Source organism: Pseudomonas sp. C9, assembly GCF_002000165.1.
Lineage (GTDB): Bacteria > Pseudomonadota > Gammaproteobacteria > Pseudomonadales > Pseudomonadaceae > Aquipseudomonas.
In genome coordinates, this window is the sequence record NZ_MPAK01000001.1 from 110,395 (window position 1) to 131,810 (window position 21,416).

The window sequence follows — 21,416 nt, forward strand, 5'->3', positions numbered from 1 at the left end:
AGGGGAAGAGTCCGGTGGATGAAACCGCTCTCCCCGACGTTAATAAAACCAATAATGAGGTCTTTATGAATGCCCCTTTCGATCAGCTGTTCACTTGGCTGAAAGATCACAAGATTACCGAAGTCGAATGTGTGGTCAGCGACTTGACCGGCATTGCACGCGGCAAAATTGCACCCACCAACAAGTTCCTGCATGAGCGAGGCATGCGCCTGCCGGAAAGTGTGCTTTTGCAAACGGTAACCGGGGACTTTGTCGACGACGACATTTACTACGACCTGCTCGACCCGGCCGACATCGACATGGTTTGCAAGCCGGTGGCCGACGCGGTTTACGTGATCCCATGGGCCATCGAGCCCACCGCGATCGTCATCCATGACACTTTCGACAAGTTCGGCAACCCGATCGAATTGTCGCCGCGCAACGTGCTGAAGAAAGTGTTGCAGCTGTACACCGACAAAGGCTGGAAGCCAATTGTCGCACCGGAAATGGAGTTCTACCTGACCCAGCGCTGCGAAGATCCGGACTTGCCGCTCAAAGCACCGATGGGCCGTTCGGGCCGAGCTGAAAGTGGTCGTCAGTCTTTTTCGATCGACGCCGCCAACGAATTCGACCCGCTGTTCGAAGACGTCTACGACTGGTGTGAACTGCAAGGCCTGGACCTCGACACGCTGATCCACGAAGACGGCCCGGCGCAGATGGAAATCAACTTCCGTCACGGCGACGCGCTAGACCTGGCCGACCAGATCACCGTGTTCAAGCGCACCATGCGTGAGGCCGCACTCAAGCACAACGTCGCGGCGACCTTCATGGCCAAGCCGATTGGCGACGAGCCCGGCAGCGCCATGCACATTCACCAGAGCGTGGTCGACATCGCCACCGGCAAGCCGATCTTCGCCGATGCCGACGGCACCATGAGCGAGCTGTTCCTGCACCACATCGGCGGCTTGCAAAAGTACATCCCTAAAGTGCTGCCGATGTTCGCGCCCAACGTGAACTCGTTCCGCCGCTTCCTGCCTGACACCTCGGCACCGGTCAACGTCGAGTGGGGCGAAGAAAACCGCACTGTCGGCCTGCGTGTGCCGACTTCGTCACCCGATGCCATGCGCGTGGAAAACCGCTTGCCGGGCGCCGACGCCAACCCTTATCTGGCGATTGCCGCCAGCCTGTTGTGCGGTTATTTGGGAATGGTCGAGCGCATCGAACCAAGTGCTGCGGTGCAAGGGCGCGCCTATGAACGTCGCAACCTGCGCCTGCCGATCACCATTGAAGACGCCCTGACCCAGATGGAAGAGTGCGAAACCATCGAACGTTACCTGGGCAACAAGTTTGTCCGCGGATACGTCGCGGTGAAGCGTGCGGAACACGAGAACTTCAAACGGGTGATCAGTTCCTGGGAGCGCGAGTTCCTGCTGCTTAGCGTCTAACCACTTGCCCCTGTGGGAGCGGGCTTGCCCGCGATGGCATTCTGTCAGTCAACGATGATGTTGAATGTGCCGTCCTCTTCGCGGGCAAGCCCGCTCCCACAGAGAACCGATCAAGAATCTCTGGAAGAATCCAATAATTAGAAGAGGTGTCGATATGCGTCTATTGAAATCCGTGGTCCCGGTCGCGCTGGCCGTCCTGTTCAGCGCCGTTGCGCAGGCTCAGCCACAGGTCAGCGTCTATAACTGGACCGATTACATCGGCGAAACCACCCTCGCCGACTTCCAGGCCAAAACCGGAATCAAGGTGATCTACGACGTTTTCGACTCCAACGAAACCCTGGAAGGCAAATTGCTCGCAGGCCGCACTGGCTATGACGTGGTGGTGCCGTCCAACCACTTTCTGGCACGCCAGGTCAAAGCCGGCGCGTTCCTGAAGCTGGACCGAGAACAACTGCCGAATTTCAAGAACCTCGACCCGAAACTGTTGGCGTTGCTTGAGAAAAACGACCCTGAAAACGCGCACTCCGTGCCGTACCTGTGGGGCACCAACGGCATCGGCTACAACGTCGACAAGGTCAAGCAAGTGCTGGGCATCGATCACATCGATTCCTGGGAGGTCCTGTTCGAACCGGAAAACATCAAGAAACTCAGCCAGTGCGGCGTGTCGATGATGGACTCGGCCGATGAAGTGTTCCCGGCCGTCCTCAATTACATGGGCATGGACCCGCGCAGCGAAAACCCTGAAGACTTCAAAAAGGCCGAAGCCAAGCTGCTGAGCATCCGCCCTTACATCACCTACTTCCATTCTTCCAAGTACGTTTCGGACCTGGCCAACGGTGATATTTGCGTGGCCTTCGGCTACTCCGGTGACGTGTTCCAGGCGGCCAACCGGGCCAAGGAAGCCAAGAATGGCGTGAACATCGCCTACGCCATTCCCAAGGAAGGCAGCAACCTGTGGTTCGACTTGCTGGCCGTTCCTGCCGACGCGAGCAATCCAAAAGAAGCCCATGCGTTCATCAACAACCTGCTGGACCCGCAAGTGATTGCCAAGGTCAGCGCTTCGGTCGGTTACGCCAACCCGAACCCGGCCGCCAAGCCGTTCATGGACCCGGAGCTGGTGAACAATCCTGAGGTGTACCCGCCACAGGAAGTCCTCGACAAGCTCTATATTTCCACCACTCCACCCCAGTCGATCATGCGTCTGATGACCCGTTCGTGGAGCAAAGTGAAGTCCAACAAATGAATCAGTACACCAACGAACACGCCCATTCCTACTACGCCGCATCGGCTAATAGCCTGACGCCGCGCCCGGCACTGGCCGAGGACCTGACCGCCGATGTCTGCGTGATCGGCGGCGGTTTCACCGGCGTCAACACCGCCATCGAACTGGCCCAGCGCGGGCTCTCGGTGATCCTGCTGGAGGCCCGGCGAATTGGCTGGGGCGCCAGTGGACGCAATGGCGGCCAGTTGATTCGCGGCATCGGCCACGACGTCAGCGGGTTCGCCCGGCATGTCGGCGCCGAAGGTGTACGTTATCTGGAACGCGCCGGAGTTGAATCGGTACAGGTCGTGGGCAATCGGATTCGCGAACACGGCATCGATTGCGACCTGCGCTGGGGCTTCTGCGAACTGGCCAACACCCCGGCGCAGTTCGCCGGGCTGAAGGCCGAACACGCGCAACTGATCGAATCGGGTTACGCCCATGAAACCCGCCTGGTCGAACCCGGGCAGATCCGCGAGCACGTCGTCAATTCCGGCGTATATGCCGGCGGCCTGGTGGACATGGGGTCGGGGCACTTGCACCCGTTGAACCTGGTCCTGGGCGAAGCGAAACTGGCGGAGTCGCTTGGTGTACGGATCTTTGAACAGAGCCCGGTGCTGGAGTTGATCCATGGCAGCACCGTGCAGGTTCGGTGTGCCGGCGGCACGGTACGCGCCGCCAGCCTGGTGCTGGCCTGCAACGCGCACCTGGAGGAACTCGAACCCAAGCTCAGCGGCAAGGTGCTGCCGGCGGGCAGTTACATCATCGCCACCGAGCCCCTGTCGAAGGACGCTGCCGCCCAACTGATCCCGCATAACGTCGCCCTGTGCGATCAGAAGGTCGGCCTGGATTATTACCGGCTCTCGGCGGACCGGCGCTTGCTGTTCGGCGGTGCCTGCCACTATTCCGGGCGCGATCCGGCAGACATTGCCGCCTACATGCGCCCGCAAATGCTGAAGGTATTTCCGCAATTGGCCAATGTGCGGATCGATTACCAATGGGGCGGCATGATCGGCATCTCGGCCAATCGCTTCCCCCAGGTCGGACGCTTGAGCCAGCACCCGAACGTGTTCTACGCCCAGGGCTACTCCGGCCATGGCCTGAACGTCACGCACTGGTGCGCCAAGCTCTTGGGCGAAGCCATCCACGCGGGCCACAGCCAAGGCTTCGACGTATTCAGCGCCGTGCCGCACATGACTTTCCCCGGCGGCCGCGCCCTGCGTTCGCCACTGCTGGCGCTGGGCATGCTGTGGTACCGGATGCGCGAAATGTTGGGTTAACGGCGTATGGCGAGGGGCCTGCCCCCTCCGTCTTCCGAAGGCGGTTTGCTTATCGGTGAAGCCACCATCGCCGCACCAAACGGCAACGGCTATCTCGGCGCACCTGGCCTGTTCGACGACAGCCAGATAGCGGGTTGGAAACACATCACTTACGCCGTGCACACCAAAGGCGGCAAGATCTTCCTGCAGCTTTATCATGCAGGTCGCCAATCCAATGTCGACGTGCAGCCTGAAGACAGCATCCCGGTCGGCCCATCGGAAGTCCTGCACGGCGGCGTGGCTCACACCACCGAAGGTTGGGTGCCCAATACCCCGAACCGCGACCTGACCATCGAAGAGATCGCAGAGCAGGTAGAAAACTTCCGCACCGCAGCTGAACGCGGCGTGAAAGCCGGTTTTGACGGCGTGGATCTGCATGGCGCCAACGGTTATCTGGTCGACCAGTTCCTGCAAGACAACAGCAACAAACGCACCGACATTTACGGTGGCTCATTTGAAAACCGCGCACGTTTTCTGCTGGAAGTCACCAATGCGCTGATTTCGGTCTGGGGTAGCGAACGTGTTGCCGTGCGCATCGGCCCAGGCGGCACCTGGGGTGACATGGGTGACAGCAATCCAGAAGCCCTGTTTACCTACGTAGCGCAACAACTGGCGCCGCTGAACCTGGCTTACCTGCACCTGATCGACCCGCGCATCCTGGGCAACATCGAGGACGAAAATGCCAGCCCTGCCCCCGTAGCTGCCCAGATGATTCGCCAGCATTACAACGGCGTGATCATCGCTGCCGGTGGCTTCAACGGTGAATACGCAGAAGCCATTCTTCAAGCGGGTGACGCCGATCTGGTTGCCTTCGGTCGCCACTTCATCGCCAACCCGGACTTGCCGGAGCGCCTGCGCCACAATCTGCCGCTGAACGCTTATGACCGCCCAACCTTCTTTGGCGGTACCGAAGTGGGCTACACCGACTACGCGTTCTATAAAGAAGAAGCGACGGCGTAACGTCTCACTTCGAGCGCGAGCTTCTGTCGCGCAAAGACCCAATGAAGCCTCCTTGCGGGGGCTATTTGCTTTGGGCGCGCAATCAACGGATCAGGCGCTGCGAACGGACGCTTAAACAACGAAGTTCCCGCCTGTTTAAACGAAGCCTCCTGTTACCACCCGAAGGCTACAACGCCTTGCGTCATCGCCTACGGGTAAGACAGAATCCGCCGGCTTGTGCGTCTAGGGCACGGGTTCTATCGTGGCTGGGTCACTGAAAAACAGTGATCGGGTTTGGTAGCCCGGTATAACTAGTCGCATAGCGCACCGTTTGCAGAACTGTTCAAGTCTCTGCTTTATGGTGGCCATGCGCAGGGCTCCCATGGGAGCGCCGGGTTCCTAGTTACCGGTCTACCAACCCGCGTATGGCCGCCACCCATCGTTTGGTAGCGTGGGTGAAGGCTCCGTTTTCAATTAGGAGTTTCACTATGATCAAACCAACACCCAACCCACCGGACACCGATCCGGCATCGCCCTACGAATCCCTCGATTCGAAAAAACTCCACGAAGCGGCCGAACGCGCCCTCGACCACTACCTCAACCCGGCTGCCCAGATCATGGCCAGCACCCACGAACCCGAACCGATGTTCCTCGCCAACCCCAAGTACGACACCGAATCCCTGCTGGCCAACGCCAGCGAATCATTGGGCTCTGCGGCCACCATGCTCAGTAATTTGGCGGCGTTATTGGAGAATTCACACCGCAGGACGCTACTGGGAATTACCCAAGTGGTCATGTTGGGGGAATTGGCGGTGAATCAGGCGCTGGATAAGGTTGAACTGAAGGAATAAGCACGATCCTCTGTGGCGAAGAACCGGTTCGTCGCCACAGAGAGAGATGTAGCCTGTTCTGGCGGCTATCGGCCAGAAGTGGTTACCCAGCGGGAGGAACAAAAGACCGCGAACCCGCAAGCATGGCCACTCTATTCACCTTCATCAAACGTTCCAGTGCGGACCTCCCCGTCGCGCACGTAGCGGTTGATCAACACACCGTTCGGTGTACTTATCGAGTTCACCAATGTGAAGGCCTCAGGTTGCGCCGTGTCGTCGAACAAGCGCTTGCCGCGTCCCAGAACCACGGGAAACGTCATCAGCCGAAGTTCGTCGACCAACCCGGCGGCGAGCAGTTGATGCACCAGATTGCCGCTGCCCTGCGTCAACAGGTCAGCGCCGTCGCGGTGCTTGAGCGTGCGGATCGCGTCGACAAGGTTTCCTTGCAATGCATGACTGTTGTGCCAATCCAGCGTCTCGGGGCGATGCGTGGCTACATGCTTGGGGACGCTGTTGAACAGGCTGGCGATGTCATGACTGTTGGAGTCGGCAGGTCTGTGGGGCCAGTACGCCGCGAATATGTCGTAAGTGCGCCGCCCCAGCAGCAACTCGAACGGCTGCGAAAACAGATCCTGTATCGCCTGGCCGGAGACTTTGTCGGCGTAAGGCACGATCCAGCCACCGAAGCGGAATTCGCCACTGGTGTCTTCTTCCGGCCCGCCCGGCGCTTGCATAACGCCATCCAGACTCATGAATGCGGCAACGGTGAGCTTGCGCATGGTCTTCTCCCGGTGAGTTCTCGTACAGGGAATGCCTGAGATCGGTGCGATGCGACAGATTCATTCCCTGTTTGTTAGTCGAACAAGGCGCGGTGAAATCGACAGCGCTATATCCGGATGACTGGCCGGGTTCGACGAATTCGCTACATCCGCTTCGTTTCACTCACTACTGTCGACAAATTGGAGTGGTAGCCACCGCCTAATGCCTTGATCAGCGTGACCTCGCTTTCCAGGCGTTGCCCTTGCAAAAGGGCCAGGCTGCTCTGTTCGGCCAACAGCGGCAGGTTTGCTTCCAATGCCACTACCCGACCTAACAAGCCACGCTGGTAATGCGCTTCGGCGCTGTCACGGTTGAAACGAAAATTACCGATTCGAGCCTGCTGCAACCTCTCCTCCGCGTCCAGCCCTTGCAACTTGCTACCGGCTACAGCGACGTCACGCACGGCGTCAAGCACCGCCTGATTGTATTGCTGCACGAGGGTGTTGCTCAGGCTGCGGGTGTTTGCCAGTGCGGCATTGAGGCGCCCCCCATCAAAGATCGGCAGGGTCACGCCAGGGATCAGATTGATTTGCCGGCTACCGTGGTCCCACAGGTCCCCCATGTGCAGCGCGTCGGCACCGAAGAATGCCTTGATGTCGAAACTCGGATAAAAGGCTGCCTTGGCCGCATCGATATTGGAGTAAGACGACTGCACCAGCCACCTCATTGCCTGCAAATCCGGGCGTCGCGCCAGTAACTCATAGCCCAGGCTTTGCGGCACGCCATAGGCGTGTTCTGGCAGGGTTCGCGGCTTCAATGGCAGCGAGACTTCGGCACCGACGCCGATCAACGCTCGCATGGCCTCGCGCAGTTGCTGCGTCTGGCTGCGCAAGGCCGCTATCTGACGATTGATCAAAGCCTGATTGCTCAGTGCCAGTTGATTCTGTGGCTGTGCCTCCAGACCACGTTCGATGAGCGCCTGATGCGCGGCCACCGCTTCGGCGGCAATGGCCGACATTTGTTCCAGGTTGGCGAGCAATTGTTGCGCCGTCTGGATCTGGAAATACAACAGGGAAACGCCACTGGATACTTCCAGCTCGACCCAGGCCGCTTCAGCCTGGCGCGCGTTGCGCACGCCCAAGGCTGCATCGACTTGCGCACGCTGGCGCCCCCAGAGATCGAGTTGGTACGTGCCGCCGAGACCCACAATGCCCTCGGTGTACCAGGGGCCGGTGAGGCCGATTTCCGGTTCGTTTTGCGCGAAAGGGCCGAGAAAGCCGTTGGCGGAGACGTGCTGGCGATTGACCAACCCGACCAGATCGACTTGCACGCCAGTCAGTGATTTCACCGAGGCAGCCTGCGCACGGGCCTGATCGATATGACTGCGAGCGATGGCGATGCCCGGAGCCTGAGCGACTGCCATGTCGATCAACTGGTCCAGTTGTGGGTCCTGATAGCGTGCCCACCAACGCGCCTCGGGCCATCCCTCTCGGGCCAGGTGCAAGTCATCCGAGAGACGGATGCTGGCCGGATCGCGCTGCGGCACCAGGTCGCCCTCCTCGCGGATCAGTGCGCATCCGCCGAAAGCCAGGCACAGGCCAAGAAACGCGCACAGTCGAGTACCGGCATTCATGAACGCAGCTCCGCCAGTGTCCCCAACTCGATTGAGCGCCAATCCGGTAGCGAATCAAACTGCCGACGTAGCTCATGCAGCGCCTGTAACAACGCGTCAACGGCCGGTCCACCGGCTGCTGGCGGATTGAAGGGTGGCAAGGTATCCAACGCAACCGCCGGATTTTGCAGCCGTGTCGCGTAGCTGACCAGCCACGCCGCCAGTTGCGCCTGATGTTCGTCCAGCCAGGTCTGCAGCGACCTCGGCAACTCGACATTGAGTGCCGTTCGGTAGCGTTGTAGTTGGTCGGTCAACAGGAGGATCTCTCGGGCCTTGGCCAACAGCGTCTGCGTGAACAGTGTCAGCGATTCATGCTCACTCTGCTGCCAACCAGGCTCCAGTGCGACCCGCGCGAGCATGGCCTCGCATTCGGCGAGCTGACCCCAACTGCGCACACTCGGTTCGTAGAGGCGATCGCTCGATACACTGGACATGGGTGAACGCAATAATCCGGCGATGCTCTGCAACAGTGTGCCCAGACGCCGGAGCAAGCTGTCACCCTCACGTTCCGGCCACAGCAGCCCCTGCACCAGTGTGCTGACCAGAACGCCGAGCATGATGCCGACCAGCCGGTCGCGGATCTCCGTGAGATCAGTCGTCGGGCCAAACTGTTCAAGCAAGGCGAGAGCAAAACAGAACATGATCTGCAGACCGGCATAGCTGATGCGCTCGGAACCCGCCGCAACCCAGGCACCCAGTCCGATCACCGGCAGACTCATGATCAACAAGCCGACCAACGTTTCGATGCCCGGAATGACAAAGACTGTGCACAGCAGTGCCAATGCACTCCCCAGCAGGCAACCGCCAATACGTAACACGCCTTTTTGTGTCGAAGCGCCGAGACTGGGCAAAGCGATGATCACACAGGTCAGCATCACGGTGTGGATACCCGGCCAGTCCACTGCGTTGTAGAACACATAGCACAGCATCGTCGCCAGCCAGGTTTTGAAGGCAAAAAACAGGTAATCGGGATTGCTGAAGGCATCGTTTGCCAACAGTGGCTCCTTCACCGCAGCGTTGCTGGCCGGGATCGCACGTTCATTTACGGCCAGGCTGCGCAACGCGTCACGCATTTCTTCCAGAGCTGGAGGTATCAGCGGCCGCGTCAACGCTGCGCTGTACAACGACAGCAACGGCGACTTGAAGTCCTCGTCGATGGCTTTGGCCAGTGCTGCACAATCCTGACGTAACGCCGTCAGTGCCTCGGTGTCAGAGACAGCGGCATTCAAGGTGGCCACTGCGGCATACAACCGGCTAACGCCGGTAATCAACGCCAGATTCCGGACTTCATGGTCGCGATTGCCGGTGTCGCGCATGCTGGAAAATTTCAGCAGTTTTTGCAGGCCCAGGACGCCCTGCTGGACATCAGTCGCGCTGATTAACGGATTGTTCGTCCGCCCCTCCTCCAATGCAACAAGGCACGCCTGCATCTGCACCAACTGTCGCTGCATGGCCTCGCGCAATAGCTGCTGCGGTTCTTGCGGCAACAGCAACGTGTTTACCAGCAGGGTGATAAGCGTCGGGTAGACCACCGCCATCCATACCCACAGGCAGGCACGTAACAGCAGCTCAGGCTGCGTAATGGTATCCACCAGGCTCTGCACGTAGATGGTGACGATAGCGACTACAAAAAACAGCGGGCCGAGGCGCGTCGCACGCATGCCAAACAGGCTCACGAGAAACACCACGCTGGCAAGAAGGATGCGCAGCAGCGGGTAGCCGTAGGTGTACTTGAGCAGAACAATTGCAATGCCGATGGCAAGCGTCGCGCTGACGATGAACAGGATGCCGGCCATTCTCGTCAGTACCACGTTGGTCTGACTGACGAAAAACACCATGATCAACGAAAGCGCCAACAGCGGCACTTCAAGACTCATAGAGAGGATGATGACCAGCGTGCACGCCACCAGATTGCGCAGTACGGCGTTGCTGCGCCCGGGAAACGCCGCCAGCTCTGCGACGAGGAAACGCCACAGCCGCTCAGACCCGCCATTCACGACATTCATTGCCGCTTGCCTTCGCCGCTATCGGTATGGATCACGGCTACGGCCGATGCACCGATCCGGAACAGCTGCGGGTCGGGTTGATCGACACGAATGCGCACCGGGAAACGTTGTGCCACCCGCACCCAATTGATGGTTCTGGCAACCTTGGGCAATCCACTGACCTGGGCGCCGCCGTCGTCAGGGAAAACGCCAAAGCCAATGGAGTCTACGGTACCGCTGAAAGCACGCCGGCTATCGCTCATCAGATAGAGCGTGCTGCGGTTACCGGTTTGAATATTGTCCAGTTCGGTCTCGCGAAAGTTCGCCACCACGTACCAGTGCCGAGTATCGATCAGGCTGAACAGCGGATGGCCGGCGGCAGCAAACTGGCCGTCGGACGTGGTCAAGCCAACGACTCGTCCGTCGAACGGTGCGAGCACAACACTGTGTTCCAGATCCAGTTCGGCTCGGGCTATTTGCGCCTGAATCACTGCGCGCCTGGCCACCAACGCATCAACCCCACTGACGGCAGCTGCGGCTTGCTTGACCTGTAGCTGCGCGGCGTTCAATTCGGCACGGGCACTCTTGGCAGCGGTGCGCGCCTGGTCCACCTGTTCCTCGGAGACATAGCCGCGCGACAACAGCGGTTCCATGCGCCGCAGGGTGTCCGCCGTCTGGTTAGCCGTCGCCTTGGCCCGTTCGATACTGGCTTGTACGGCGTCAGAGTTGAATTGCTGGGCATCAACCTGACGCTGGCTGAGGATGATTTCCTGGTTCAACGCATACATTGACGCACGTGTCTGATCAAGGACGTCCTGATAGGGCCGCGCATCGATGCGCAACAGCACATCCCCTTGCTTTACCTGTTGGTTTTCGTGCACCGGTAGCTCGACGATGCTGCCACTCACCTCGGGGGTGACACTAATGGTGTCAGCGTAGGCATAGGCGTCATCGGTGCGCGGCGCATTGTCGAGCCGCCAGACCACCGCCAACAGCAGCGCCACTGTCAGCCCCAGCAACACCAGGATCAACACCCGCCGGGGCAACGGCTTCACAGCATTTTCGCTCATGGTGGGTGACTCCCGGTCAGGACTGGAAAAACAGAAGCCAGGCACTCAAGGCGAAGAGCGCGGTGAGCATGGGATAAGCCAGTGTCGGTGGCGTCAGCCAGGCGCTTAAACCGCGCCGGGCCAACAAGCGATGGACGAGCAAGACCAGCAGTGCGGCGCCGAGGATGCAGAACAACCAGTCAGGAAAAAACGCTCCCAGCACAGGCACCGATGACGCATTGGAACAGGCCGAGAGCGCCAGGGTCAGCAGCACAACGGCGCCGTGCCTGGTTCTCGCGTTCTTCCCCTCATGGCACATCAAGACTCCCCCATCAACGGTATGCCCGAGTCCCCACTATAGAGGTGTATCTGATTCAGTCATTTGGACTTCGTGTCTGGGCCACAGATTTTATTTATAACCCACAAAGATGGGAGTTTTACAGCCGCTGACCTCCATCGTATCGACTTTCGATTTGCTCAATTGCGAGTCACTTCTATATTGAGGAGGTGCTCTGAACTTCCTGCCCTTTGTTGAGCCTTGGCCCATGGCAACTACTGATCAGCTGATCATCTGCGAGCACTGCGACTGTGTGTATGAAAAAGTCACGCTCGCCAAACACCAGAAAACCCTGTGTACGTGCTGCGGCGGCGTGCTCCAGCGCTATAACGGTCTGACAGTGGAGCAACGCCTGGCGTTGACCTTCGCCGCGTTGATGCTGTGGGTTTTCGCCAATTTTTATCCGGTCATGAGCATCAGCCTCAAAGGCTTGAAAAACAGTGCAACGCTCTGGGATTCAGTCCTGGCCCTGAGCATGGGACCGATCACCTTCATTGCGATGGTCGCGGCGATTGCGATGATCATCGCACCGATTTTCCAGCTGTTGTTGCTCATCTGGGTCCTGGGTTTTGCCCTCTCACACCGTCGTTCACCCGGTTTTAAATTCTGCATGCGCTGGCTGGAGGCCCTCAGGCCCTGGAGCATGCTGGAAGTCTGCCTGCTGGGTGCAATGGTGGCGGTCATCAAACTCGCCGGATTGCTGGACGTACTGCCCGGCATCGGCCTGTTTGCGCTTGCCGTGCTGAGCCTGATGATGATCCGCATCGCCGGGCGCGATATCCGTGAATTATGGGACATTCCATGAACAGCCCACCGGTCGCCAGCGAACTCAACCTGTGTCTGTGTCACAGCTGCGGCCTGGCCTGCGACATGACCGGCGAGCCGCACGAATGTGAGCGCTGCGGTGCGCCCCTGCATCGGCGCAAAACCAACTCGCTGAACCGCACATGGGCCTACATGTTCACCGCCCTGGCGTTTTACGTCCCGGCCAATCTGTTGCCGGTGATGAACACCAAGATGGTCGGTAACGGCGCCGACAGCACGATCATGAGCGGCGTACTGGAGTTCTGGGAGGCCGGCGCGTGGGACATCGCCCTAATCATTTTCATCGCCAGCATCGCGGTGCCGGGCATCAAGTTTTTGGCCCTGACGTTCCTGCTGTTGTCCGTACACCGCGACAGCCAGTGGGCGCTCAAGGAGCGGTCGCAGCTGTACCGCTTTGTGGAGGTTATCGGTTACTGGTCAATGCTCGATGTGATCGTCGTGGCACTGGTGGCCTCCCTGGTGAAGTTTCAAGCCCTGGCCGACATCGAGCCGCGCCCGGGCATCCTGTTTTTTGGTTTGGTGGTGGTGTTCACCATGCTGTCGGCGATGAGTTTCGACCCGCGCCTGATCTGGGATTCAACGCGGGAAAACCCACAAAACGAGGAGGTCATGGATGAAGTCGCAAGCCACTGAAGGGCCACAGGCCCCCGGACAGGCCCCAATCAAGACCGGCCGCAGCGTTTCACTGGTCTGGATCGTTCCGATTGTCGCGGTATTGGTGGGTATTTCCCTGGTCGTCCACAGCATCTTGCAGGAAGGCCCGACTATCACGGTTACGTTCAAGACCGGTGATGGCCTGACGGCCAACAAGACCGAGGTCAAATACCGCAACGTGATCATCGGCCAAGTCTCGGACGTAGAACTGAGCAACGACCAGAAGAGTGTCAACGCCACGATCAAACTGGCCAAGCAGGCCGAAAGCTTCACCCGTGAAGACTCGCAATTCTGGGTCGTGCGTCCGCGCATCGGTGCCGGCGGTGTCTCAGGGATCGATACATTGCTGTCCGGTGATTACATCGGCGCCGACATCGGCCAGGCCAATGGCCGCGCGAAAAACTTCAAGGGCCTGGAAAACCCGCCGGCGATCACCTATGGCGAACCCGGCAAGCGTTTCACCTTGCACACCCAGGACCTGGGCTCGCTGGACATTGGCTCGCCGGTTTACTACCGCAAGATTCCGGTTGGCCAAGTGGTGGCCTATGGGTTGGACCCGGATGGCAAAGGGGTGAACATCGACTTGTTCATCCATGCACCCAATGACCAGTACGTCACCGAAAACACCCGTTTCTGGAACGCCAGCGGTATCGACGTGAGCGTCGGTGCCAACGGTTTTGCGGTCAAGACCGAATCCTTGTCCTCGATGTTGGTAGGCGGTATTGCCTTTCGCGCGCCGGAATACAGCCCCAACGATAAACCTGCCGCCGAAGAATATGCCTACGAACTGTTCGAGGACCAGCAAAGTGCCCTCGCGCCACCGAATGGCAAGCCGCAATTCCTGGCCCTGCGTTTCGATCAGGCCATGCGCGGGCTCAAGGTCGATGCGCCGGTGGAATTCCTGGGCATGGAGATCGGCAAGGTGGTATCGGTCAATCTGGACTTCGACGCGCAAAAGCGCACGTTCCCGGTCAATGTCGGCATCGTGATCTATCCGCAGCGTCTGGGGCAGGCCCACACCAAAATGATCAAGGCGCTCAATCATGACCCCAATGACGAAGCGGCCAGCGTTCGGATGATTGGCTCGTTTATCGAAAACGGCCTGCGCGCCCAGGCCCGTACCGGCAATCTGTTGACCGGTCAGTTGTACATTTCCCTGGACTTCTACCCTAAAACCGAAAAAGTGGCCTTCGATCCAAACGCACGCCCGGTCATGATTCCGACGTTGCCGGGTAGCCTTGAGCAATTGCAGGAAAAACTGGAGGCCATGGTCGACAAACTCAACAAACTGCCAATCGATCGTATTGCCGGCAACCTCGACAGCAACCTCGTGGAACTGCGCAAAGGCTTGGCGCAATTCAATACCAAGACCCTGCCCGGTGTGAGCACCACCCTGTCGGACGTCAGCACAACCCTGCAATCGGCCAATACGACGATAAAGTCGGCCGGTTCCACCATCGCCGAAGACTCGCCGCAACGGGTACAACTGGGAGAAACACTGGATGAACTGGGGCGCGCGGCAAGAGCGTTGCGTCAGCTGGCGGATTATTTGAGCCGGCATCCAGAATCGCTGATTCGTGGTCGACCCGAAAATGCCTCGGCTAAGGACCTGAAACAATGACCGCGCCGCAGAACAAAGGAGCACGACGTATGGGTTTTTCGCCGAAGATCACCTTGATCACTGCGCTGATGCTGCTGGCGGCCTGCCGCAGTGAACCGGTTCATTACCACACGCTGATGCCGCAGCAAACCGGGGGCGCGGCGCACAGTAACGGGATGTACATCGAGTTTGATGCTGTCAGTGTGCCGGCGCAGGTCGACCGGACGCAGATAGTCATTCGCCAGGGAAACAGTGGCCTGGTCCTGCTGGAAACCGACTGGTGGGGCGCATCACTGTCTGAGGAATTACAAAGCGCACTGGCGGCTCAACTGATCAACGCCAACCCCCCACGCAAATTGTCGTTGCGAGTGGAGGTGCAGCGCTTTGATTCTGTTCCCGGCCAGTACGGGCTGATCGAGGCGACCTGGCGCTTGCGGGGCATCGGTGAAGGCAATGTTTCATCACTCACCTGCCACAGCACTTTGCAAACGCCTTCGGCGACAAGTATCGAAGATCTGGTTGCCGCCCAGCAGAACAATGTCAAACGCCTGGCGGCCGTGATCGGCCAGGCGGCCAGGGGGTCGCAACAGAGTTGCCCGTCCTCCGGTTGAAACCGATTACGCCGGCTTAAGCTCAACGGTGAAACAGCAGCCGTTGGGCTCAAGGCTGCCGAGCGCCACTTGCCATTGCTGTCGGCTACAGATCCGCTGCACCCGCGAAAGCCCTGATCCCAAGCCCGTTCCCCGACTTTCATCGTCGGGTATGAAAGGCTGGAACATCGCATGACGTTTTTCTTCCTCGGCAAAGCAACTGCGGCACTTCTGTAATAAGTTTCACACCGTATTTGATATTGACTTTCAAATACTCCGCGCAACTAGTTAGTTTGTAATAATGTTGTAGATCATCACACTAGAAGCATTTGACCTTCGATCATCTGCGCAAAATTTTCACATCCGTTTCACCACGTTCACACGCCTCAGCCTTTAACGTACCGCTCATCATCCAGGTTTAGTAAAACTTGATTTGAAACTCGTCAGTTTTTTCTGCGGCCAAGGCCGCTTTATGTCCGGTGTTGCGAACAGTCAAGGGTAAGAACATGCTCAAAACGGTATCACCTGCCACCTCAGCGCCACGCCAGGGTTCGCGCCTCACCCGAATGGTTGCGATCTCGGGCTCACTGTTGGTGGCTGCTCTCGTGACCGGTTTTGTCATGTGGCACACCTCGCCAACAAACCTGGGAAGCGCCGATGCTCAGACCCATGCCGAACTGTTCAAGCATTGGCAGGCCGGAGAAGTGGTTGTGTTGGTGCGACACGCCGAGCGCTGTGACCGTTCAAGCAATCCGTGCCTGGGCCCTGCCGACGGCATTACCCGCCTTGGCAGTGAAACGGCTACGGCAGTAGGCCAAGGCTTTATGGGCCTGGGCATGGCGCAGACCGACGTATTCACAAGCCCGGTGACCCGCACCCAACAAACAGCGCACGCCATGTTCGGCAAGGATGCGGTCGCACAAGAATGGCTGGCCAGTTGTGGCACCACACTGCGTAACGACGTGGTTGCGCACAAGGTTGCCCATCGCAACAGCGTGCTGGTGACGCACAGTGGCTGTATCAGCGACTTTGAAAAAGAGACGGGTTTCAAACACGCCGCCGACAGTGAATACACCAGTTCATTGTTCGTCAGCATCGATGCACAAGGGCAACTCAAGGTGTTGGGCATCCTTCAACCTGAAGACTGGCCCTCGCTGGCGACTGCAGCAACACGCAAGTAACGACTCGCCAGCCGGCAGTAACAATGGAAGGTGAACGGTGCATTTTAAGTGCACCCATGGAACCTTCCTTAGTTAAGTGCCCGACAGTGAAAGTTAATCTTTCTCAATGGACAGCTGAACACTAGTTCACCTTTATTTTCGATTTTGTCAGGAACCATTCAACCAAGGAGGCTGATAGTTCCAGATCAAAGAAATCACTTACTCCGGCTGTATCTGTGCCTTCGGGCAATTTATTCCAGTGCTGTGCTTTCGCAGGATTGCGCCGAGCCCTGCACTGAATTCGGTAACGTCTCTAAGTCAGGTCGAGTCATGACGTCCCAAAACAATCCGTTGCGACACCCGGTCGGGGCACAGTCCTACCGTTATACCGGCACTTCAAACGCCGCCAATCGCTGGATTGTGCCCGGTCTGGTTCTCGCCTTTGTGGTGTTCTACCTGCTGCCCTTGATGACCCACGGCCTGTGGATCCCAGACGAACCTCGCTATGGTCAGATCAGCCAGGAAATGCTCCTGAGCGGCAACTGGGTCGCGCCGCACTTCATGGGCGTTCGCTACTTCGAAAAACCCATCGCCGGTTACTGGATGATCGCCCTCGGCCAGGCAGTTTTTGGTGACAACCTGTTTGGTGTGCGTATTGCTTCGGCGCTCAGTACCGGGCTGAGTGTCTGGTTGACGTATCTGATCGCCCGCAGGCTTTGGAGCGACCCGCGCAAAAGCGCGGCCTGCGCGTTGCTGTACATGAGTTTCGGGCTGATTGCCGGCCAGGCCGGTTACGCCAACCTCGATCCGCAATTCACCTTCTGGGTCAACCTGAGCCTGGTTGCGCTGTGGTTTGCCCTCGACGGTCAAACCCCACGAATCAAGGTGGGTGCCTGGGCGATGCTGGGGTTCGCCTGTGGCATGGGCTTCATGACCAAGGGCTTTCTGGCCTGGTTGTTACCCGTGTTGATCGCCCTGCCCTACATGCTTTGGCAACGGCGCATGGGTGAACTGGTGCGTTACGGTTCGTTGGCCGTGCTGGTGGCGGTGGTGGTGTGCTTGCCTTGGGTGCTCGCCATTCACCACCGGGAGCCGGACTTCTGGCGCTTTTTCTTCTGGAACGAACACGTGCGCCGGTTCGCCGCCGATGATGCACAGCATGCGCGGCCATGGTGGTTCTATCTGCCCTTGCTGGTGGTGTCGAGCCTGCCATGGGCGGCGTTGCTTCCGACCACGTTCATCAACGCCTGGAAGCACAAACGCCAGCCTGTCATCGGTTTTCTGCTGCTTTGGCTGCTGTTGCCACTGGCTTTCTTCAGTTTGAGCAGCGGCAAACTGCCGACCTACATCATGCCGTGCCTATTGCCGCTGGCCCTGCTGATGGGGCACACGGTCATGGAGCTCCTGAACCAAGGACGAGGCCGCTTACTTCGCATCAATGGTGCGATCAACGTCACCGTGGGCACGATTGCCCTGATCGCTCTGCTCTATTTTCAGGTTTCCAGGGAAATCTACGAAAACACCGAGATGTTCAGCCTGTCCCTGGTGTTCATCGTGTTGCTCGGCTGGATCATCAGCAACTCATTGCAAGTCCTGCGTCCATTGATGTTTTGGGCGATACCGGCGCTCGGCATCTGGATGCTGGTTGCGTTGTTGCCGGCGGCCATGCCGGCACAGGTCGTCAACAGCAAGATGCCGGACCAGTTCATTGCCGAGCACCTCGATGCATTGGGCGAAACCAGTTCTTTGCTCAGTAACGATCTCGGTGCGGCCTCCGCGTTGTCATGGCGTTTGAAGCGCCCGCAAGTCGATCTGTTCAATACCATCGGCGAGCTGAAGTACGGTCTCGGCGACCCGGCCATGGCTTCGCGCAAAGTGACCCTGGACAACGTCGATGAGTGGATGACCGAGGCGCGTAAAAAAGGCTCGGTCGGTGTGGTGATGCGGGTCAACAATGTCGCGGAAATCCAAGAAGTCGAGCGGTTGCCTGTCGATGGCAAACGCTATCAGCGTGGCAATCTGCAGATCCTGATTTTTCCGCAAACCAGCCCTGACAGCGTTTCGCCAACAGCACCGACTGGAAACCCGCCATGAAATTCTGGGCCAGTGACAGGGGCAGGTTAACGCTGCTGCTGGCCACGGCAGCGCTGATGCTGTTGTTGGGGTTGGGCAGCCGGGAGTTGTGGGGCGCGGAAACACGCTGGGCCAACATCGCCTTACAGATGCTGCAAAGCGGTGACTATTTTGATCCCTACCTCAAGGGCGGGGCCTACTACGACAAACCCCTGCCCTCCTATTGGTTGATTACCGCCTCCGCCTGGTTGACGGGTGGCCTGGACCCTTGGTCGTTGCGCCTCTCGTCGGTGATTGCGGCGTGGCTGAGCGTGTGGCTGGTGTACCTGATCGGCGAACGGCTGTATCGCAAAGGTACCGGTTTGATTGCCGGCTGGATGCTGGCGACCACCTTCTATTTTATCTTCTGGGCACGGGTTGCCACGGCTGACATTCTCACGGTGTGCGGCGTACTGGCGGCGGTGTGGTGGTACTGGCGGGGGCCCGACGACACACGGTTCAGCCGCTACCTGGTGTTTTGCCTGCTGCTGTCCCTGACCTCACTGTTCAAAGGTTTGATCGGCTTCATCCTGCCAGGGTTGTTGTTATTGCCTCATCTGTTGCAGGAGGGTCGCTGGAAACGCCACCTCAATTGGCGGCTGTGTGCAGCCCTGTCGATTGCCGGCGTTTTCTACATGTCACCGTTCATGTTGTCGCATGTGTATGGCACACCGACCTATGGCGAAAGTGGCTTGGGCTTGGTGTTGCGCGAAAATGTCGTCCGGTTCTTCCAGCCGTTCGATAACATCGGGCCGATTTACACCTACCTGCTTTACCTTCCCGTCTACACCTTGCCATGGGCGCCGTTCTGGTTGTTGGCGCTGTGGGTCGCTGCACGCAACTGGCGCAGTGTCGAACCCAATACACGTTGGCTGATCTGGGGGCTGGGGCTGCTGATGCTGTTTTTCACCGCCAGCGGCAGTCGGCGCAGCTACTACGTATTGCCCCTCGTGCCCTTCGCCCAGTTACTGGGGGCCTGGTGGATCACCCGGCGCATGGCCGAACGCAACGCCGACAGTGCGTTTGGCAGTCGCGGGTTGAAGATCGGTCTCGGGGTGAGCGCAGTCGTATTGATGACTGTGCTCGGCGTGCTGTACCCCTGGACTAACAGCGGTGGCGGCGTGGTGGATTTCGGTGAGACGGTCAAGTTTGAAGCCAGCAAGCGGGCGCCGTTGGAGCACTGGCGCATGGTAATGATCGACGTCGACAACAAAGTGCCGATGTACCTGCAAACCGGTGGCGCACCGTTCTATTACGTGCAGGAAACCGAGGACTTCCCTCGCTCCGGCAACACCGCGACACTGATGGCCTGGCTGGATAACGCCAGCGGCCAACACTGGAATCCGCAGCGCACCATTGTGGTCGCGCAGTACCACAAGGGAGATGCGCTGCCGCTGAACTACCTGAGTGCCGACCACCAGGTCATCACCACCACGCCCACCAACGGCGAGCGGATGTTCCACGCCCGAGAGGACCAGAGCGTGGCGTTTATTCCCGAGTCGTCCACGACGAAAACCGAAACGACCGGCCCCTAGGCGTCCGCCGGGCCACTGAGCTATCCTTTCGCCACCTTCTGGTGTGGAGCGGCCGCCCGTCACAATCGGGGCGATTGCTCAAATCCCGATACGGCTGGTGCCCCCCCCCAACATCGCGCTTGATCTGCCTGCCCTTGATCGATGACATCGTTTGACATCGATCAAGGGCAAGGGGCCAAAGGAATGCTAACCTGAATGGAAATGACATGTATTAACGGTTTCTTTGACGTTTTTTTCTCATTTAGCGCTCTACATTCCCTGCCGACTCAAAGCATGCAAATGATTCGCATTGATTGACAGGTGAATCGGCGTGCATGACTTCTAAAAAAGAACAGGAGCAGCCCCCCAGAATGACGCCCTCGATCCCTTCGTTCCTCAAATCCGCACTGCTGAGCACTGCACTGCTGGCCGCCGGGCACGTGTATGCCGCTGATACCGCCGGTATCGTGGTCTACAACGCCCAACACGAAAGCCTGACCAAGGCCTGGGTCGAGGGTTTCACTCAGGAAACAGGGATCCCGGTCACCTTGCGCAACGGCGACGACACCGAGATGGGCAACCAGATCGTACAGGAAGGCGCCGCCTCCCCGGCCGATGTGTTCCTGACCGAAAACTCCCCGGCCATGGTGCTGGTCGACAAGGCCGGGCTCCTTGCTCCGGTAGCGCCGACCACGCTGGAACAAGTCGAATCAGCTTATCGTCCGGCGCATGGCAAATGGATCGGGATCGCCGCGCGCTCCACGGTGTTCGTGTACAACCCGAGCAAGCTGCCTGAAGCTGATTTGCCCAAGTCGCTGATGGACCTCGCCGGGCCAAACTGGAAAGGCCGTTGGGGCGCGTCGCCGGCCGGCGCCGACTTCCAGGCCATCGTCGCCGCCGTGCTCGAACTCAAGGGCGAAGCAGCTACCCTCGAATGGCTTAAAGGGTTGAAAGCCAACGCCACGATTTATCGCGGCAACAGCGCCGTACTCAAGGCAGTCAATGCCGGCCAGGTCGACAGCGGCGTGATCTACCACTATTACAGCTACGGCGATCAGGCCAAGACCGGCGAAAACAGCAAGAACACCGCCCTGTACTACTTCAAACATAAAGACCCGGGTGCCTTTGTCAGTGTTTCCGGTGGCGGCGTTCTGGCCTCCAGCAAACACAAGGAAGAAGCACAGGCGTTCCTGAAATGGATCACCGGTAAAGAAGGCCAGAAAGTCCTCGAAACCGGTAAGTCGTTCGAGTACGCCGTGGGTAAAAACGCACCCTCCAACCCTAAACTGGTGCCTTTGCAGCAGCTGGACGCGCCAGCAGTCGATGCCTCAAAACTCGACAGCAAAAAAGCCGTGGAGCTGATGACTCAGGCGGGATTGCTCTAAT

18 protein-coding genes and 1 pseudogene are annotated in these 21,416 nt (G+C 58.8%); 13 read left to right on the forward strand and 6 right to left on the reverse strand.

Annotation, left to right across the window (positions count from 1 at the left end; translation table 11 throughout):
* Positions 1 to 65: 65 nt before the first annotated feature.
* The 5 genes from BMS17_RS00460 (at position 66) to BMS17_RS00480 (ending at position 5,794) form a co-directional block, all read left to right on the forward strand.
* On the forward strand, positions 66 to 1,424 hold the full coding sequence (locus tag BMS17_RS00460; RefSeq protein WP_077430177.1) for a glutamine synthetase family protein: 1,359 nt from the start codon (positions 66 to 68) through the stop codon (positions 1,422 to 1,424).
* A gap of 154 nt (positions 1,425 to 1,578) precedes the next feature.
* Entirely contained in the window at positions 1,579 to 2,667 is a 1,089-nt protein-coding gene (locus tag BMS17_RS00465; protein WP_046027294.1) for a polyamine ABC transporter substrate-binding protein, read from the forward strand.
* Positions 2,664 to 3,965 carry an FAD-binding oxidoreductase gene (locus BMS17_RS00470; protein WP_077430178.1) on the forward strand — a complete coding sequence of 434 codons (1,302 nt, stop codon included), beginning with the start codon at positions 2,664 to 2,666 and terminating at the stop codon, positions 3,963 to 3,965. The genes BMS17_RS00465 and BMS17_RS00470 overlap by 4 nt, the downstream gene beginning before the upstream one ends.
* A gap of 45 nt (positions 3,966 to 4,010) precedes the next feature.
* The gene (locus BMS17_RS00475; RefSeq protein ID WP_256577117.1) at positions 4,011 to 4,964 is read left to right on the forward strand and encodes an alkene reductase; all 954 of its coding nucleotides are present in this window, start codon (positions 4,011 to 4,013) and stop codon (positions 4,962 to 4,964) included.
* A 467-nt stretch (positions 4,965 to 5,431) separates the two neighbouring features.
* Positions 5,432 to 5,794, forward strand: coding sequence for a DUF6124 family protein (locus BMS17_RS00480; protein ID WP_077430180.1), 363 nt, complete (start codon positions 5,432 to 5,434; stop codon positions 5,792 to 5,794).
* 131 nt (positions 5,795 to 5,925) lie between these two features.
* Here the strand turns inward: BMS17_RS00480 and BMS17_RS00485 are convergent, their stop codons facing one another.
* The 5 genes from BMS17_RS00485 to BMS17_RS00505 form a co-directional block, all read right to left on the reverse strand.
* A complete protein-coding gene (locus BMS17_RS00485) occupies positions 5,926 to 6,552 on the reverse strand; it encodes a dihydrofolate reductase family protein (RefSeq protein ID WP_077430181.1) in 627 nt (208 codons plus the stop codon).
* Between the two features lie 143 nt (positions 6,553 to 6,695).
* Complete coding sequence (locus BMS17_RS00490; protein WP_077430182.1) at positions 6,696 to 8,165, reverse strand: MdtP family multidrug efflux transporter outer membrane subunit; 1,470 nt, start codon at positions 8,163 to 8,165, stop codon at positions 6,696 to 6,698.
* A complete protein-coding gene (locus BMS17_RS00495; protein WP_077430183.1) occupies positions 8,162 to 10,210 on the reverse strand; it encodes an FUSC family protein in 2,049 nt (682 codons plus the stop codon). Before BMS17_RS00495 ends, BMS17_RS00490 begins: the two co-directional genes overlap by 4 nt.
* Positions 10,207 to 11,259 carry a multidrug transporter subunit MdtN gene (mdtN, locus tag BMS17_RS00500; protein ID WP_046027300.1) on the reverse strand — a complete coding sequence of 351 codons (1,053 nt, stop codon included), beginning with the start codon at positions 11,257 to 11,259 and terminating at the stop codon, positions 10,207 to 10,209. The genes BMS17_RS00495 and mdtN overlap by 4 nt, the downstream gene beginning before the upstream one ends.
* 16 nt (positions 11,260 to 11,275) lie before the next feature.
* The gene (locus BMS17_RS00505; RefSeq protein WP_256577118.1) at positions 11,276 to 11,512 is read right to left on the reverse strand and encodes a YtcA family lipoprotein; all 237 of its coding nucleotides are present in this window, start codon (positions 11,510 to 11,512) and stop codon (positions 11,276 to 11,278) included.
* Between the two features lie 271 nt (positions 11,513 to 11,783).
* Here BMS17_RS00505 and BMS17_RS00510 point away from each other — a divergent pair, with 271 nt between their 5' ends.
* From BMS17_RS00510 to BMS17_RS00525, 4 genes are read left to right on the forward strand one after another with little or no spacing between them, the layout of a single operon-like run.
* Entirely contained in the window at positions 11,784 to 12,380 is a 597-nt protein-coding gene (locus BMS17_RS00510) for a paraquat-inducible protein A (protein ID WP_046027302.1), read from the forward strand.
* Complete coding sequence (locus BMS17_RS00515) at positions 12,377 to 13,033, forward strand: paraquat-inducible protein A (RefSeq protein ID WP_046027303.1); 657 nt, start codon at positions 12,377 to 12,379, stop codon at positions 13,031 to 13,033. The genes BMS17_RS00510 and BMS17_RS00515 overlap by 4 nt, the downstream gene beginning before the upstream one ends.
* The gene (locus BMS17_RS00520) at positions 13,014 to 14,675 is read left to right on the forward strand and encodes an intermembrane transport protein PqiB (RefSeq protein ID WP_046027304.1); all 1,662 of its coding nucleotides are present in this window, start codon (positions 13,014 to 13,016) and stop codon (positions 14,673 to 14,675) included. Before BMS17_RS00515 ends, BMS17_RS00520 begins: the two co-directional genes overlap by 20 nt.
* A gap of 29 nt (positions 14,676 to 14,704) precedes the next feature.
* Entirely contained in the window at positions 14,705 to 15,265 is a 561-nt protein-coding gene (locus BMS17_RS00525; RefSeq protein ID WP_077430185.1) for a membrane integrity-associated transporter subunit PqiC, read from the forward strand.
* A 6-nt stretch (positions 15,266 to 15,271) separates the two neighbouring features.
* Here the strand turns inward: BMS17_RS00525 and BMS17_RS30500 are convergent.
* Positions 15,272 to 15,451 (reverse strand): annotated as a pseudogene (locus tag BMS17_RS30500) (two-component sensor histidine kinase); the annotation flags it as partial.
* Between the two features lie 299 nt (positions 15,452 to 15,750).
* Here BMS17_RS30500 and BMS17_RS00535 point away from each other — a divergent pair.
* From BMS17_RS00535 to BMS17_RS00550, 4 genes are all read left to right on the forward strand, one after another.
* Positions 15,751 to 16,425 (forward strand): histidine phosphatase family protein, encoded by a 675-nt coding sequence (locus tag BMS17_RS00535; RefSeq protein ID WP_046027306.1) that lies wholly within the window; start codon positions 15,751 to 15,753, stop codon positions 16,423 to 16,425.
* A gap of 309 nt (positions 16,426 to 16,734) precedes the next feature.
* Positions 16,735 to 18,498: a lipid IV(A) 4-amino-4-deoxy-L-arabinosyltransferase gene (gene arnT / locus BMS17_RS00540; protein WP_077430186.1), complete on the forward strand. Its 1,764-nt coding sequence runs from the start codon at positions 16,735 to 16,737 to the stop codon at positions 18,496 to 18,498.
* A complete protein-coding gene (locus BMS17_RS00545) occupies positions 18,495 to 20,051 on the forward strand; it encodes a glycosyltransferase family 39 protein (RefSeq protein ID WP_077430187.1) in 1,557 nt (518 codons plus the stop codon). Before arnT ends, BMS17_RS00545 begins: the two co-directional genes overlap by 4 nt.
* A 350-nt stretch (positions 20,052 to 20,401) precedes the next feature.
* Positions 20,402 to 21,415, forward strand: coding sequence for an iron ABC transporter substrate-binding protein (locus BMS17_RS00550; protein ID WP_046027309.1), 1,014 nt, complete (start codon positions 20,402 to 20,404; stop codon positions 21,413 to 21,415).
* The last annotated feature ends 1 nt before the right edge of the window (position 21,416 follow it).

What these genes read in the sequence shown, in the direction of transcription:
- BMS17_RS00535 (WP_046027306.1), top strand. Translation starts at nt 15,751, where the DNA reads ATGCTCAAAACGGTATCACCTGCCACCTCAGCGCCACGCCAGGGTTCG.
- BMS17_RS00485 (WP_077430181.1), bottom strand. Translation starts at nt 6,552, where the DNA reads ATGCGCAAGCTCACCGTTGCCGCATTCATGAGTCTGGATGGCGTTATG.
- BMS17_RS00470 (WP_077430178.1), top strand. Translation starts at nt 2,664, where the DNA reads ATGAATCAGTACACCAACGAACACGCCCATTCCTACTACGCCGCATCG.
- BMS17_RS00465 (WP_046027294.1), top strand. Translation starts at nt 1,579, where the DNA reads ATGCGTCTATTGAAATCCGTGGTCCCGGTCGCGCTGGCCGTCCTGTTC.
- BMS17_RS00460 (WP_077430177.1), top strand. Translation starts at nt 66, where the DNA reads ATGAATGCCCCTTTCGATCAGCTGTTCACTTGGCTGAAAGATCACAAG.
- BMS17_RS00545 (WP_077430187.1), top strand. Translation starts at nt 18,495, where the DNA reads ATGAAATTCTGGGCCAGTGACAGGGGCAGGTTAACGCTGCTGCTGGCC.
- BMS17_RS00525 (WP_077430185.1), top strand. Translation starts at nt 14,705, where the DNA reads ATGGGTTTTTCGCCGAAGATCACCTTGATCACTGCGCTGATGCTGCTG.
- arnT (WP_077430186.1), top strand. Translation starts at nt 16,735, where the DNA reads ATGACGTCCCAAAACAATCCGTTGCGACACCCGGTCGGGGCACAGTCC.
- BMS17_RS00515 (WP_046027303.1), top strand. Translation starts at nt 12,377, where the DNA reads ATGAACAGCCCACCGGTCGCCAGCGAACTCAACCTGTGTCTGTGTCAC.
- BMS17_RS00510 (WP_046027302.1), top strand. Translation starts at nt 11,784, where the DNA reads ATGGCAACTACTGATCAGCTGATCATCTGCGAGCACTGCGACTGTGTG.
- BMS17_RS00480 (WP_077430180.1), top strand. Translation starts at nt 5,432, where the DNA reads ATGATCAAACCAACACCCAACCCACCGGACACCGATCCGGCATCGCCC.
- BMS17_RS00490 (WP_077430182.1), bottom strand. Translation starts at nt 8,165, where the DNA reads ATGAATGCCGGTACTCGACTGTGCGCGTTTCTTGGCCTGTGCCTGGCT.
- mdtN (WP_046027300.1), bottom strand. Translation starts at nt 11,259, where the DNA reads ATGAGCGAAAATGCTGTGAAGCCGTTGCCCCGGCGGGTGTTGATCCTG.
- BMS17_RS00495 (WP_077430183.1), bottom strand. Translation starts at nt 10,210, where the DNA reads ATGAATGTCGTGAATGGCGGGTCTGAGCGGCTGTGGCGTTTCCTCGTC.
- BMS17_RS00520 (WP_046027304.1), top strand. Translation starts at nt 13,014, where the DNA reads ATGAAGTCGCAAGCCACTGAAGGGCCACAGGCCCCCGGACAGGCCCCA.
- BMS17_RS00550 (WP_046027309.1), top strand. Translation starts at nt 20,402, where the DNA reads ATGACGCCCTCGATCCCTTCGTTCCTCAAATCCGCACTGCTGAGCACT.